Source organism: Paraburkholderia sp. JPY419, from assembly GCF_050435705.1.
Lineage (GTDB): Bacteria > Pseudomonadota > Gammaproteobacteria > Burkholderiales > Burkholderiaceae > Paraburkholderia > Paraburkholderia youngii.
Window position 1 is genome coordinate 1,505,905 of record NZ_JBNDKV010000004.1, and the last position, 13,053, is coordinate 1,518,957.

A 13,053-nucleotide genomic window follows, 5' to 3' on the forward strand; every position below is an offset into this window, starting at 1 on the left:
GCGATGACCGATCTTTCTCAACCAGGCTCTCAACCCGGCGGGCAACCGCAAAGCAGCGCGGCCGCCGCGGTGCCGCCGCCGCTGTGGCTGCTCGCGGAGCTGACCTATCGCTGCCCGCTGCATTGCGCGTTCTGCTACAACCCGCTCGACTACACCGATCACAACCGCGAACTGACCACCGGCCAATGGCTCGACGTGCTGCGCGAGGCGCGCGCGCTCGGCGCGGTGCAACTCGGCTTCTCGGGCGGCGAGCCGCTGGTGCGCGACGACGTCGAAGTGCTGGTCGAAGAAGCGCACAGGCTCGGCTTCTACACGAACCTGATCACGTCGGGCGTCGGTCTCACCGATCAGCGCCTCGGCGACCTTAAGGCCGCCGGGCTCGATCACATCCAGTTGTCGTTCCAGGACTCGACGCAGCAGCTGAACGACTTCCTCAGCAGCACCCGCACGTTCGAGCTGAAACAGCGCGTCGCCGCCGCGCTGAAACGGCACGGCTTTCCGATGGTGATGAACTGCGTGCTGCATCGCTACAACCTGCCGCACGTCGACAAGATCATCGAGATGGCGCTGGCTCTCGGCGCCGAATATCTGGAGCTGGCGAACACGCAGTACTACGGCTGGGCGCGCGAGAACCAGGCGCAACTGATGCCGACGCGCGAGCAGCTCGAAGAAGCCGAAGCGGTAGTCGCGCGTTATCGCCGGACTCATGGCGAGCGCTGCAAGATCTTCTTCGTCGTGCCCGACTACTTCGAGCGCCGCCCGAAGCGCTGCATGAACGGCTGGGGCGCGGTGTTCCTCGGCGTCGCGCCCGACGGCGCAGCGCTGCCGTGTCACGCGGCGCGCGGCTTGCCCGGCCTGACACTGCCGAACGTGAAGGACATACCGTTGCGCGAGATCTGGTACGACAGCGACGCATTCAATCGCTTTCGCGGTTTGCAGTGGATGAAGGAGCCGTGCCGCAGCTGCGACGAAAAGGAACACGACCTCGGCGGCTGCCGCTGCCAGGCATTCCTGCTGACCGGCGATGCGGCCAACGCCGACCCTGTCTGCGACAAATCGCCGTTTCACGAGAACGTGGTCAAGATCGTGCGGCACGCGGCGTCGGAATCCGCGGCGACAGCAGCGGCGCGCGAACAGCCGATCCTGTTCCGCAACGACGCCAACTCGCGCAAGCTCGCGGCGGCGGCCCGCGAGCCCGACACCGCCGGCAACAACCGAGCATCACCCGGAGCCCAATCATGAGTGCCGACACCATCTCCGTTCTGCTCGTGGACGATCATGCGGTCGTGCGCGAAGGCTACCGGCGTCTGCTCGAATTGAACGACGACGTCGAGGTGTGCGGCGAAGCGGCCGACGCCGCGCAGGCCTACCAGCGTTTTTGCGCGCTGCGGCCCGATGTGGTCGTGATGGACGTGTCGCTGCCGGGCGCGAGCGGCATCGAAGCGATGCGGCGCATGCTCGCGCGCGAGCCCGATGCGCGCGTGCTGATCTTCAGCGTGCACGAGGAATCGATCTTCGTGCGCCGCGCGCTCGACGCAGGCGCGCTCGGCTACGTGACCAAGGCGAGCGCGCCGGACGTGCTGGTCGAAGCGGTGCGCTCGATCGCCCGGCGCGCCGGCTATCTGAGCCCGGACATTTCGCAGGCGCTCGCGCTGCGCACCGCGTTCAACGAAGGGCCGCCGGGGCGTCAGTTGTCCGCGCGCGAGTTCGAAGTGCTGCGGCTGCTCGTGCAGGGCTACACGCTGCCGAGCATCGCCGAAAAGCTCGGCTTGAGTCAAAAGACGGTGGCCAACCATCAATCGGTGATCCGGCAGAAGTTCGGCGCCGACAACGGCGTGCAGCTCGCGCAGATGGCAAGCCGCCTCGGACTTCAGTTCACGGGCTCGGCCAGCCCCGCTTGAGCGGATACGCGCGCGCAGAACAGAAAACCGCGCTGCGGCTCGCTCGCGACGTGAAACTCGCCGCCGAGCGCCTCGACGCGCTCGCGCATGCCGATCAGCCCGAGCCCGCTGCGCGGCTTCGTCAGATCGGTGCCGGGGCCGTCGTCGGCCATCGTGACGACAATCTCGTCGATCTGCGTGCCGTTGTCTTCGCGCGGCGCGCGCACCATGAACAGTTCGACGCGCGAGCGGCGCGCGAACTTCGACACGTTCGTCAGTCCTTCCTGCACGAGCCGGTACAGCGTGATCGTCAACGCATCGCTGAGGCCGCTGAAATCGCCTTCGATCGTCACCGAGAACGACGCCTCGGGCAAACGCTCGCGCCAGCCGTCGACGCAATGTTCGAGCGCGGTCGGCAAGCCGAATTCGTCGAGACCGATCGGCCGCAGGCGGCGGATCATGCCGCCGATCTCGCGGTACACATGCGTCGCGCTCTGTATCAGCCCGAGCGCGATGCGATGAATCTCCGGCTCGCGCTCGCCCGATAGATCGCGGATGCGCGCCGCGTCGAGCGACATCGCGTTAAGGTATTGACCCAGCTCGTCGTGCAGCTCGCGCGCCATATGGCGGCGCTCGAGTTCCTGCGCCTGCAGCGCCTGACTGGCGAGGCGCCGGTTGTCGGCGAGCAGTCGTTCGGCCTGTTCCTCGAGCATGCGGCGATGGCGCGCTTCGCGGCGCGCATCGCTATAGCGTCGCCACGCGAACCATGCGAGCGCGATCGAAAGCACGAACAGCGTGCCCGGCAACTCGTCGAGCTGGAAGCGCTCCATGCCGCGCGTGAACCGGTAGATCTTTTCGCTCAGATCGAAGGCGGCGCCGAGCGCCGCCGCGAGCACGGTCACGGCGACGACCCAGCCGAGGTCGCGCCATATCGGTGACGATGGCGGTGGACGGCCAGCAGAGGAGGAATGGATCGGTTCGCTTGACATGACGCTTGCATTCTACTCAGCGCCGGCACGCGCAGCGGGTTTCGCGCGAGTTTGGGAACGCTTCCCCGGCAGATCGGGAAAAGCTCCCGCGCGGCTTACAGATGTGTATGCGAAGCTTTACACCAACGTCGAACAACGCGCGACACGCGCGCATAACAAGCCGGCAGGAGACAACAACGATGAGCATGCGATCTCAAGCACGCCGCAAACGCCGGCTTCAGCGGCGCGCCGGCATCACCTTCTGTGTGGGTGGCGCGCTCGCCGGTTTGTCCACGGGCGTATGGGCGCAGGGGCAAGCCGAGCCGCCGGTCGCGGCGTCGGCGTCGGCGCCGGCTTCGGCGTCTTCCGCTGCCCCTTCCAAGGCCGCCGACGACAACGCCAACAACACGACACCCACCACGACCCTCGCACCGATCGTCGTCGTAGGCACCACGCCGTTGCTCGGCATCGGCACGCCGCTTACGCAAGTGCCGGCCAACGTGCAGACGGTCCATGCGGCCGATATTCAACGGCAGGGACGCCAGACGCTTACCGATTACCTCGCGGCGAATCTGCCTAGCGTCTCGATCTCCGACGCTCAAGGCAATCCGTATCAGATGAACCTGTTCTATCGCGGCTTCACCGCGTCACCGCTGCTGGGCACGCCGCAGGGCTTGTCGGTATTCGTCGACGGCGTGCGCGTGAACGAGCCGTTCGGCGACGTCGTGAACTGGGACCTGATACCGCAACAGGCAATCGACACGATGCAGCTGATCCCCGGCTCCAATCCGACCTTCGGCTTCAACACGCTCGGCGGCGCGCTGGCGATCACGACGAAAAACGGCAGGGACAACCCGGTCGGCGAGGCCGAAATACAGGGCGGCTCGTGGGGACGCAAGGCCGCGCAGATCGAACAGGGCGGCACGATCGGCCAGAACCTCGATTACTACTTCACCGCCAACGCCGCGAACGACAACGGCTGGGCCGAGCAGAACGAGAGCCGCATCCGCCAAGCGTTCGGCAAGCTGCGCTATACCGACGCCGACACCACGCTGTCGTTGTCGGCCGGTGGCGCGGACAACGATCTGCACGGCGTGCAAACCCTTCCGCGCTCGTTCCTCAACAACCCGAAGCAACCGTATACGTATCCCGACCGGAATCAGAATAGCGTCGGCTACCTGACGCTGTCGGGCGATCATTACTTCAACGACAACGTCGAGCTGAGCGGCAACGCGTACTACCGGCACTTTCGCAATGCCAACACCAGCAGTAACGTCAACGAGAACTTCGGCGAGATCGGGGACGACGGCGCTGTCGATACGTTGCAGGCGACCAACCTGCAATCGACCGTGACGACCGACAGCTACGGCGCGAGCTTGCAACTGACGCTGCTCGACAAACTCGGCGGCATGAAGAACCAGTTCATCGCGGGCATGGCCGTCGATGCCGCCAATTCGCACTTCACGCAGGCGTCGCAGGACGCGATGTTCACCGATTCGCGCGCGACGGTCGGCATCGGCAATTTCGAACCGCAGACCAACGCGAACACGCACAACACGAACTACGGCATCTACCTGACGGACACGCTGTCGCTGACGCCGCAGTGGTCGCTGACGCTGTCGGGCCGCTACAACTGGGCCGATGCGACGATCGGCGACGAATCCGGCACGCAGCCGCAGCTCAACGGCCACCATACGTTCTCGCGCTTCAATCCGGCGGTCGGCATCAACTGGAATCCGACGCCGGCCTTCACCGCCTATGCGACCTACAACGAGGGCATGCGCTCGCCGACCGCGATCGAGCTGGCCTGCGCCGATCCGAACGCGCCATGTTCGCTGCCGAACGACTTCATCTCCGATCCGCCGTTGCAGCCGGTCATTTCGAAGACCTATGAAGTCGGGGCGCGCGGCAGGATCGGCGGCAACACGACATGGAGCGCCGCCGCTTACAGCACGACGCTCGACAACGACATCCAGTTCATCAGCAGTAACGGTGCGGGCAGTTCGCAGGGTTTTTTCCAGAACGTCGGGCGCACGCGCCGGCAAGGCGTCGAACTGGCAGGGCAGACGAAATATGGTCCGCTCACGGTGACCGGCAGCTATAGCTACGTCAACGCGACCTACCAGTCGACATGGGTCGAAAGCAGCCGCAGCAATTCGAGCGCCGACGCGAACGGCAACATCACCGTGCATCCCGGCGACCACATCCCGAGCATTCCGGCGACGACCGTCAAACTACGGCTCGATTACGCGGCCACCTCGAAATGGCGAATCGGCACGAACCTGACGTGGCGCGGCAGCATCTACGCGCAGGGCGACGAGAACAATCAGGACGTGAACGGCAAGATCTCCGGCTATCTGCTGATCGATATGGACACCTCGTATCAGGTGACGAAACAGTTGCAGGTGTTCGCATCGGTGTCGAACCTGCTCGATAAACGCTATGCGAGCTTCGGCGCGCTGGGGGCGAACTTCTTTACCGGGCCGGGGAATACGTTCAACGGCGTGAATCCGGTCAACGAGCAGTTCGTCGGGCCGGGGGCGCCGAGGGGGTTTTGGGTGGGGATGAGATATGGGTGGAAGTAGTGGTGGATTGCGTGGCGGAGTCGCAGTCGTGGTGGTTATGACGTTCACCCCGTTTTGATCGAACAGAGGTCGTGTAGGAATTCGTTTTGCTGCTTGCGAATTGAATAATGGCAACGCGCCCCCGTGACGTCGTGCTGGCAATGCCGCGTATGCCCACTGACAAAAATCTCGGCAAAACGCCGCCCACGCGGAGCATGTCAACGCTCAATCATCTGAGTTGGGTTTGGTCAATTCATCGAGCCGGTGTTTTGTGATTCCAGTCATGCAATCCCAAAAGTCTACAAATCGTAACGATGCCTGACCCACGGAATAAACGTTCGAATAGCAGTCGTTTTCTCTATAAAGCAGCCAGTTCGCCTGTGCCTTTTTGAAATACGGTAATGCTGCGGGTTGCCCATATGCACCATTCGCGTTGTCATCTTCTTCAAGAATTTTTTCGACTTCAGACACCCTCTTGTCAAATGCATCCATAATGCGCTCGTACCGAAACTGAGCGCAGGCAGATAAATCTGACGTTCCGAGCATTTCCCGCTTGCAATATAATTCTATTTCTTTACGACTTTTCCCGTAAAAATAGTCGCTCGTGGGTTTCGCTTTTTTATAATCGAACTGCGATCCATAGATGGACTGTGAACAATAGGTCGCCTGCGACATACAAAGCAGCAGAAAAAACATACTAGTGCTGCGCATCATAAATTCCCGTTTCAAATAGCTTCGCCGAAACGGAACTGCTTTTTAGCGAACACTCCAATCCTTGAGCAATTTAGCCAACTCGTTTACGCGTGTTTGCGTAATGTCAGTCATACATCCCCAAAAATATATATCGCGCTCTGCCGCCTCGCCCATCATATATGTTTCGGCATAACATTGACTGTCACGAAACTTCATCCAGGAAACTTGCGCCGAAACGAAATATGGCATCGCCAATGGTTTCTCATCATAGGTTTTTAAAAAATTATCTCCCCGCTCAAATCGCGCCGTAACAGCTTTAAGCTTGTCATCCAGCCGCACCTTTGCACGCTCAAATTCCCGGTGTTGGCATTGAGCTAGATCATCATTCGTCGCATGCTCTCCGCTCTTGCACAAATGATCAATTTCCTTTTCCGAGTGGCCGGAGAAATACGTCGCCGATGATTGGATCTGCTTGTAATCGAACCCCCCCGAATAAACGGTGGCCGCTATCGAGAAGATCGGCCAAAATGCAATCGCCGCGATAAGTTTAGTGTGATGAGTCATAGATCCCTGCCTCGAACATTTCTGCCTCACGGTGACGACGCCTGAGCAAGCCCTTAACTAAGCGACCCTGATGGTCATGGCTGTAAGTTCTCATCTTGTCGCCGACCTTGTCATAATCACCAGTGTTAACGAAATCGAGGAGGTTGGCGCCATGGCCTTGTAGATTGTATATAAAACACACCAGGGCGTCGTACTCGTACTGATGTAAAGGGACCTTGATCGAGTTATTGACAATTCGCTCAGCCTTTTCAACATCAGCGCGGAGCATGTTATCGGCATCTGCCTCCGCAATTCCATTTGAAAAATGCTTCTCAGATATTGCTCCTGATATCGGCCCCATATGAACAAGATGACCGTAACCGATAGTCGCATTGCCTTTTCCGCTTCCATCCTTGTCATATATGACCGCACTGAATTTCTCCCAACCCTTCAGAAATTCAATACCTCCGGCCGATAACTTCCAAGGCTTGCAGTAGCGTGTCACATAAACATTGACGTTTGAATTAGCGTTTGCATTGGTCACGCATTCGTGCAGCGGATGAGTCATTTTTACCCCGTTTTATGAGTTACCTGGATAGACAAATTGTTACGCTGACTGGCGATGTCCAAGATAGATTCGCACCGCTTGCGCGCCGTCTGTCTTGTGCCGCTGTGTACGTCCCGCGTGATCGGTGACCCCATGCTTCAACTCGCCCGATGGGAATCGCACCGTATAGAGAGTATCGGAAAGCGCGCGCCCGTTCGGGTCCCGAAGCGTGAACTGTTCATCGAAACGCTTCTTTGATCGTTTGCGACAATTGCACGCCCATGCAACGCCCAGCGCTTCGGCCATGGCATACCCGCTTTTCAGCTTACGAACCCTCTCAAACGGAAAGAACTCCCCGGTTTCCATGTTCAAGGCCTGTGCGGACGGCATCGGCGGGAACTTGGAATAAATAGAAAAGATAATGCTGCAAACTCCGCATTCTTCCTCGACTGTCCAATCCGTCCCACTGCTTTGCTGCATCTGTTCCTCCATTGCACTCCTCATGAGTTTTCTGGCATTGCTACGAGAATTAACCATCGAAACGGACCACGGTCAACGACTTTAATTCGGGATAAGCCCGTTTTTACAAAAATTGACGCTATTGGTTTCGGATAACTCGTTTCTATTGCATATTTCTGCGTGTGCGGAATCGGGATTTAGGCAGGACAGGAGACTTGCCCCCGAGCTGTTGAGCATGCCCGGCAGACGTAAAAAAGCCGCCCATCTCAGGCGGCTCATTTGTGCCCGTTCTCGTACAGCGGTACAAGACAGGAAGTCAATACCAACTCAGCAACGCAAAGCCAACAGACCTCGAAAAGATCTGCAACAGCCTCTTCGCCAGCATCTCGCTCAATGCGATTCGATCGACCCGTCGCTATGCGGATAAGTGACGATGCCCCACGCGAGCGGCAGCTCGCCGATCCGCTTGAGCGGCTGATAGCTCTTCGCGTCGAGCACGTACACCGCGTCGGAGCGCCCGCACGCGACCATTAGCTTCGAGCCGTCCGGCGTAAAGCTGAAATGCCAGCAGCGCTGGCCGACCGGCACATCGGCGACATGTTCGAAGGTGTGGCCGTCGAACACCTGCACGACCTTGTCGCGCGCAGCAGCCACGAAAAGCCGATGACCGTCCGGCCCGAACGCGACGCCATAGGGCCCAAGTTTGGTATCGACGGTCTTGACCACCTCGAACGTGTGCGCGTCGATCACGACGAGCTTGCTGAGCGACTCCAGCGTGACCACATAGTGTCTGCCATCGGGCGACAGCCGGATGCCGCGCGGCCGGCCGCCCGCCGCGAGCTTCACGGTTCTGATCGGCGCGCCGGTTCGTGCGTGATAGACCGACACCGTATCGTCGCCTTCGTTGGTGACCAGCATCATCTGACCGTCGCGCGAGAATTCGATGCCCTCGGTTTCGTGGCCGCTCGTGACCGAGCGGATCACGTGCCAGTTCTTCATATCGATGATCGCGATTTCAGCGGGCGGCTTGTTCGCGTCGTCGTCGTCCGCGCCGGGCTTGCCGCCCGCGTTCGCTTCGGGCTTGTTGTCCCCTTTCGCGTCGGGTTTGCCTTCCGGTTTCGCTCCCGGCGGCCCGCCGTCCTCGCCGGGCTCGTAGGTCACGTACGCGTAGCCGTTGCGCACCCGCACATATTCAGGGTTTTTGCCGATCTTCACGCGCTTGACGACCTTGCCGGTGGCGGTGTCGATCACCGCGAGATCGTTGGTGTTCTTGTTGGCGACCAATAGACGCGTGCCGTCGGCGTTCAGGCTCAGGCCGCGCGGGCCGTCCGCGCCGACCGGAAAGGTCTGTGCAAGCGTCATCTGGTCGAGATCGATCACGCCGACGCCGGCCTTCTCGCTCGTCACGTAGGCGAGCGGCGCGGCCGTGGCATGCGCGGCGCTCGCGGCCAGCACGAGCGCGCAAGCCAGCGCGAGGGAACGGCGTGGCGGTCGGGGGGGAATCCGTGTCTCCAGCATCGTTGTACTCCGTGTTGATATGGCGGCGCCGCGATGGTTCGCGTCATCGTTTCAAGGTAGCCCACCGGGTGATTGTTTGACAACGCGGATCGGCGGGAGATTTTCCCGAATTGCTTCGCGCCGGCCGTCGCGGGTTTGAAAAGCGGGGTCCACGGAGGACAATGACCGCGGAGGTGACGATGATGCTGCAAGTTGCCGTGGTGCACCCAGCAAGTTCCGCGAATCCCGCGGCCGGCTACCGTCGCGCGGCGATCGTGCTGGGCGCCGTGATCGTCGCGCACCTGCTGCTGCTTGCCATCGCATTGAGCGCACGCAACCGGATCGTCGAGCGTCCGGTCGAGCCACGCACGATCACCGCGTTGCTGCTGAGCCCCGAGCCTCCCGCTCCGGTTGTTTCATCACCCACGCCGCCCCCGCCAGCCGCTGTCGTCCCGCCGGCACCCACGCCAGCCGTCACGCATCCCGCCGTGCACCCCAAACCGGCGCCGCAGCCGCGCGCGCAGGTGCCGCATAGTGTGGAAAAGCCTGTGCCGACACCGTCTCCGACACGCGAAAGCACCACGCAGCCCGTCACGCAAACCGCCGCGCCATCGGCGGCGCCGCAGGCCGCCGTGCCCGCCACGCCAACGGCCGCCGCGCCGTCGGCCGCATCCGCTCCCGCCGCTCATCCGGCGGTGCCCGCGTCGACCGAGCCGCGCAACGTGGCGCATGTCGACTGCTCGATTCCGAAGCCCGACTATCCCGACGTCGCGAAGCGGCGCGGCGAGCATGGCACGGCGATCGTGCGCTTCGTCGTCGGTCTGAGCGGGCATATCGAAACAGCGCAATTGCAATCCAGCAGCGGCTCGGCTCGGCTCGACGACGCGGCGCTCGCCGCCGTGCATGCGGGTGCCTGCCAGCCCTACACCGAAAACGGCACGCCGGTGCGCGCCGCGTATTCGCAGTCGTTCGTATTCGGACTGACCGAGTGACCGAGTGACCGAACCGATGTAACCGAACCGCCAAACAGACCACCGACACCAACCGAAGGAACTCGCCATGCAACATTACGGACTCGCAAACGTCTGGGATTCGGGTGATTTCGTCACGCGCGGCATTCTGTGTGTGCTCGCGATCATGTCGGTGCTGTCGTGGACGGTGATCATCGTGAAGCTGTGGCAGGTGGTCCGCCTCAGGCGCGTGACCAGCCAGAGCGACGCGCGCTTCTGGAGCGCGGACCGCTTCGACGACGGACTGCACGCCCTCGGCTACCCGGATTCGAGCGCGCACGACAACCCGCTGCTCGCGCTCGCGCTGGCGGGCCATGAAGCCGCGACGCATCATCGGCAGACGCAGCAGCAGTTACACGACCGCATCGACGTGTCCGACTGGATCACCCGGCGTCTGCAGGACACGATGGACGAAACGATCGCACGTCTGCAAAGCGGCCTCGCGATCCTTGCTTCGATCGGCAGCACCGCGCCTTTCGTCGGGCTGTTCGGCACCGTATGGGGCATCTACCATGCGCTGATCGTGATCGGCGAGACCGGTCAGACTTCTATCGATCATGTCGCCGGTCCGGTCGGCGAGTCGCTGATCATGACGGCGTTCGGGCTCTTCGTCGCGATACCGGCCGTGCTTGGCTACAACGGCCTGACGCGCGCGAACCGCTCGATCGTCGCGCGCCTGAAGCGCTTCGCGCACGGCTTGCATGCGTACTTCGTGACGGGTGCGCAATTGCCGTCGAGCGCCGGGCCGCAGATGCGCGTGGTGCCGCGCGGCACCAACGCGACGAACGCAACCCGCGACGGAGACCTCGAATGGCAATGAGCCCTTTCTCCGACGACGACGATCAAGGTCTGATGAACGAGATCAACATGACGCCGCTCGTCGATGTGATGCTGGTCCTGCTGATCATTTTTCTCGTCACCATTCCGGCGCTGCAGCACGCGGTCAGGATCGATCTGCCGCATGCGAGCAGTCAGCCGGAAGCGGTCAAGCCCGCGCATGTGGACGTGGCGGTGCAAGCGGACGGAACGGTGCTATGGGACGGTCAGCCCGTGACCGACGACGGCTTGCGCGCGCGCATCGCGCAGGCCGCCCTCGCGACGCCGCAGCCGGAGCTGCATTTGCGCGCCGATCGCAAGGTGCCGTACGAGCGGGTCGCGATCGTGATGTCGGCGGCGCAAAGCGGCGGGCTGACGAAGCTGGGCTTCGTGACCGATCCGCAGCTGGGCAAATGACGCAAGCGGCGCGCATGTTGCGGCGTGCTCGTCGGCACCTAATGCAATGCTTATCGACGGCGAAAGAATCTCTGAATTTGAATCGGCGGATGGCTCGGCTATCGTGGTGCGTGTCTGAACGGCACCCCACCCTCGCGAGGACCGCACGATGCAAGCCCTGATCTTCGACGTCGACGGCACGCTCGCCGACACCGAGACCGCTCATCTGCAAGCGTTCAACGCCGCATTTGCGGAAGCGGGCCTCGACTGGTTCTGGGACGAAGCGCTCTATGCGGGCCTGCTGAAAGTGGCGGGCGGCAAGGAGCGTCTGCTGCATTACTGGCGCACGGTCGCGTGCGAGGAAGCCGCGGGCCCGCGAGCGCGAGAGGCCGTCGACGCGCTGCACGCACTGAAGACGCGCCACTACACCGAGCGCGTGCGCGAGCGTGGCGTGCCGCTGCGACCCGGCATCGCGCGTCTGATCGACGAGGCGAACGAGGCCGGCCTGCGCGTGGCGATCGCGACGACCACGACGCCCGCCAACCTCGACGCGCTATTGCACGCGCATTTCGGCGCCAGTTGGCGCCATCGCTTCGCGGCGATCGGCGATGCCGGCACCACGCCGGCGAAAAAGCCCGCCCCCGACGTCTATCGACACGTGCTCGAACAGCTCGGCTTGCAGCCCGCAGCCTGCCTCGCCTTCGAGGACTCGCGCAATGGGTTGCTCGCGGCGCGCGCCGCGCGCGTGCCGGTCGTCGTCACGCCGAGCACTTTTACCGCGCATGAGGACTTCGATGGCGCGCTGGCCGTGTTGCCTCATCTCGGCGATCCGCATGCGCCGATCGTTCCGATGGTGCGCGGCGAATGGCATCGCTGGGTGGATCTGGCGACACTGCGTCGCTGGCATGAAGACGCCACGCGGCGTCCCGATTCGGCCGCGCGCGGCGCACTGAACGCGGACCAGGCGAACGCGAACGCGAGCGCGTCATGGCGATGAACCGCGGCTACCACGGTGTCCTGATCGATCTGGATGGCACGATGGTCGATACCGCGCCGGACATCGTCGCGGCCACCGGCCTGATGCTGAAAGACTTCGGCGCCGAGCCGCTGCCTTCAGGCATGGTGACCGGCTTCATCGGCAACGGCGTGCGCAAGCTCGTGCAACGCTCGCTGAACGCGGCGGGCCTCGGCCAGCATGTCGAACTGGAGCACGCGCAGCACGTATTCGAGCGGCATTACGCGGTGACCAACGCGGAGCTGGGTCGGGTATATCCCGGCGTGATGGCCGGGCTGCACGCGTTGCGGCAGCACGGGTACCGCTGCGCGTGCGTGACCAACAAGCCGCAGGCGCTGGCGGCGGCGCTGCTCGACAAAACGGGGCTCGCCGCTCATCTGGACGGGCTGGTCGCGGGCGACACCGTGGCGCGCATGAAGCCGTCGCCCGAACCGCTTTGGCACGCGTGCCGGCTGCTCGACGCCGAGCCCGAACGTTGTGTGCTGATCGGCGATTCATCGGTCGATGTCGCGGCGGCGCGCGCGGCCGGTCTGCCGGTCTTCATCGTCAGCTATGGCTATGGCAGCGCGAGCGGCGCCGACATGCCGCGCGGCGACGCGCTGATCGATTCGTTCGAGGCGTTGCCGGCGATTCTGGCGCAAGCGCGGCCGGCATTGCGCGCTTGA

The 13,053-nt window shown here is 62.6% G+C and carries 14 protein-coding genes; 8 read left to right on the top strand and 6 right to left on the bottom strand.

What is annotated here, in order from left to right; genetic code table 11:
* Positions 1 to 3: 3 nt before the first annotated feature.
* Both pqqE and QFZ91_RS35475 read left to right on the top strand, forming a co-directional pair.
* Positions 4 to 1,242 (top strand): pyrroloquinoline quinone biosynthesis protein PqqE, encoded by a 1,239-nt coding sequence (gene pqqE / locus QFZ91_RS35470; protein WP_429570102.1) that lies wholly within the window; start codon positions 4 to 6, stop codon positions 1,240 to 1,242.
* The gene (locus tag QFZ91_RS35475) at positions 1,239 to 1,901 is read left to right on the top strand and encodes a response regulator (protein WP_013091038.1); all 663 of its coding nucleotides are present in this window, start codon (positions 1,239 to 1,241) and stop codon (positions 1,899 to 1,901) included. Before pqqE ends, QFZ91_RS35475 begins: the two co-directional genes overlap by 4 nt.
* Here QFZ91_RS35475 and QFZ91_RS35480 read toward each other — a convergent pair.
* Positions 1,871 to 2,869: a histidine kinase gene (locus QFZ91_RS35480; RefSeq protein ID WP_176107451.1), complete on the bottom strand. Its 999-nt coding sequence runs from the start codon at positions 2,867 to 2,869 to the stop codon at positions 1,871 to 1,873. The genes QFZ91_RS35475 and QFZ91_RS35480 overlap by 31 nt on opposite strands.
* Positions 2,870 to 3,048: 179 nt before the next feature.
* Between QFZ91_RS35480 and QFZ91_RS35485 the strand changes: the two genes are divergently transcribed.
* Positions 3,049 to 5,433 (top strand): TonB-dependent receptor, encoded by a 2,385-nt coding sequence (locus QFZ91_RS35485; RefSeq protein WP_429570103.1) that lies wholly within the window; start codon positions 3,049 to 3,051, stop codon positions 5,431 to 5,433.
* Between the two features lie 204 nt (positions 5,434 to 5,637).
* Here QFZ91_RS35485 and QFZ91_RS35490 read toward each other — a convergent pair whose 3' ends face one another.
* The 5 genes from QFZ91_RS35490 to QFZ91_RS35510 form a co-directional block, all read right to left on the bottom strand.
* Positions 5,638 to 6,108, bottom strand: a complete 471-nt coding sequence (locus QFZ91_RS35490; protein ID WP_429570104.1) for a lysozyme inhibitor LprI family protein — start codon at positions 6,106 to 6,108, stop codon at positions 5,638 to 5,640.
* A 60-nt stretch (positions 6,109 to 6,168) separates the two neighbouring features.
* Positions 6,169 to 6,669 (bottom strand): lysozyme inhibitor LprI family protein, encoded by a 501-nt coding sequence (locus tag QFZ91_RS35495; RefSeq protein ID WP_429570105.1) that lies wholly within the window; start codon positions 6,667 to 6,669, stop codon positions 6,169 to 6,171.
* Positions 6,653 to 7,216 carry a lysozyme gene (locus QFZ91_RS35500; RefSeq protein ID WP_429570106.1) on the bottom strand — a complete coding sequence of 188 codons (564 nt, stop codon included), beginning with the start codon at positions 7,214 to 7,216 and terminating at the stop codon, positions 6,653 to 6,655. Before QFZ91_RS35500 ends, QFZ91_RS35495 begins: the two co-directional genes overlap by 17 nt.
* Positions 7,217 to 7,255: 39 nt before the next feature.
* Complete coding sequence (locus QFZ91_RS35505; RefSeq protein ID WP_176379722.1) at positions 7,256 to 7,687, bottom strand: hypothetical protein; 432 nt, start codon at positions 7,685 to 7,687, stop codon at positions 7,256 to 7,258.
* A gap of 357 nt (positions 7,688 to 8,044) precedes the next feature.
* A complete protein-coding gene (locus QFZ91_RS35510; RefSeq protein WP_429570107.1) occupies positions 8,045 to 9,172 on the bottom strand; it encodes a beta-propeller fold lactonase family protein in 1,128 nt (375 codons plus the stop codon).
* Between the two features lie 179 nt (positions 9,173 to 9,351).
* Here QFZ91_RS35510 and QFZ91_RS35515 point away from each other — a divergent pair, with 179 nt between their 5' ends.
* From QFZ91_RS35515 to gph, 5 genes are all read left to right on the top strand, one after another.
* A complete protein-coding gene (locus QFZ91_RS35515; protein ID WP_246392001.1) occupies positions 9,352 to 10,143 on the top strand; it encodes a TonB family protein in 792 nt (263 codons plus the stop codon).
* Positions 10,144 to 10,210: 67 nt separating this feature from the next.
* Positions 10,211 to 10,981 (top strand): MotA/TolQ/ExbB proton channel family protein, encoded by a 771-nt coding sequence (locus QFZ91_RS35520; RefSeq protein WP_429570108.1) that lies wholly within the window; start codon positions 10,211 to 10,213, stop codon positions 10,979 to 10,981.
* Positions 10,972 to 11,394, top strand: a complete 423-nt coding sequence (locus QFZ91_RS35525) for an ExbD/TolR family protein (protein WP_176107445.1) — start codon at positions 10,972 to 10,974, stop codon at positions 11,392 to 11,394. The genes QFZ91_RS35520 and QFZ91_RS35525 overlap by 10 nt, the downstream gene beginning before the upstream one ends.
* Before the next feature lie 148 nt (positions 11,395 to 11,542).
* The gene (locus tag QFZ91_RS35530) at positions 11,543 to 12,370 is read left to right on the top strand and encodes an HAD family hydrolase (RefSeq protein ID WP_429570109.1); all 828 of its coding nucleotides are present in this window, start codon (positions 11,543 to 11,545) and stop codon (positions 12,368 to 12,370) included.
* Positions 12,361 to 13,053: a phosphoglycolate phosphatase gene (gene gph, locus QFZ91_RS35535; RefSeq protein WP_429570110.1), complete on the top strand. Its 693-nt coding sequence runs from the start codon at positions 12,361 to 12,363 to the stop codon at positions 13,051 to 13,053. The genes QFZ91_RS35530 and gph overlap by 10 nt, the downstream gene beginning before the upstream one ends.

Bases quoted from the DNA above. Each gene is read 5' to 3' on its own strand.
- QFZ91_RS35520 (WP_429570108.1), top strand. From the start codon at position 10,211: ATGCAACATTACGGACTCGCAAACGTCTGGGATTCGGGTGATTTCGTC.
- QFZ91_RS35510 (WP_429570107.1), bottom strand. From the start codon at position 9,172: ATGCTGGAGACACGGATTCCCCCCCGACCGCCACGCCGTTCCCTCGCG.
- QFZ91_RS35495 (WP_429570105.1), bottom strand. From the start codon at position 6,669: ATGACTCATCACACTAAACTTATCGCGGCGATTGCATTTTGGCCGATC.
- QFZ91_RS35490 (WP_429570104.1), bottom strand. From the start codon at position 6,108: ATGTTTTTTCTGCTGCTTTGTATGTCGCAGGCGACCTATTGTTCACAG.
- QFZ91_RS35505 (WP_176379722.1), bottom strand. From the start codon at position 7,687: ATGGAGGAACAGATGCAGCAAAGCAGTGGGACGGATTGGACAGTCGAG.
- pqqE (WP_429570102.1), top strand. From the start codon at position 4: ATGACCGATCTTTCTCAACCAGGCTCTCAACCCGGCGGGCAACCGCAA.
- QFZ91_RS35530 (WP_429570109.1), top strand. From the start codon at position 11,543: ATGCAAGCCCTGATCTTCGACGTCGACGGCACGCTCGCCGACACCGAG.
- QFZ91_RS35525 (WP_176107445.1), top strand. From the start codon at position 10,972: ATGGCAATGAGCCCTTTCTCCGACGACGACGATCAAGGTCTGATGAAC.
- QFZ91_RS35480 (WP_176107451.1), bottom strand. From the start codon at position 2,869: ATGTCAAGCGAACCGATCCATTCCTCCTCTGCTGGCCGTCCACCGCCA.
- QFZ91_RS35475 (WP_013091038.1), top strand. From the start codon at position 1,239: ATGAGTGCCGACACCATCTCCGTTCTGCTCGTGGACGATCATGCGGTC.
- QFZ91_RS35515 (WP_246392001.1), top strand. From the start codon at position 9,352: ATGATGCTGCAAGTTGCCGTGGTGCACCCAGCAAGTTCCGCGAATCCC.
- QFZ91_RS35500 (WP_429570106.1), bottom strand. From the start codon at position 7,216: ATGACTCATCCGCTGCACGAATGCGTGACCAATGCAAACGCTAATTCA.
- QFZ91_RS35485 (WP_429570103.1), top strand. From the start codon at position 3,049: ATGAGCATGCGATCTCAAGCACGCCGCAAACGCCGGCTTCAGCGGCGC.
- gph (WP_429570110.1), top strand. From the start codon at position 12,361: ATGGCGATGAACCGCGGCTACCACGGTGTCCTGATCGATCTGGATGGC.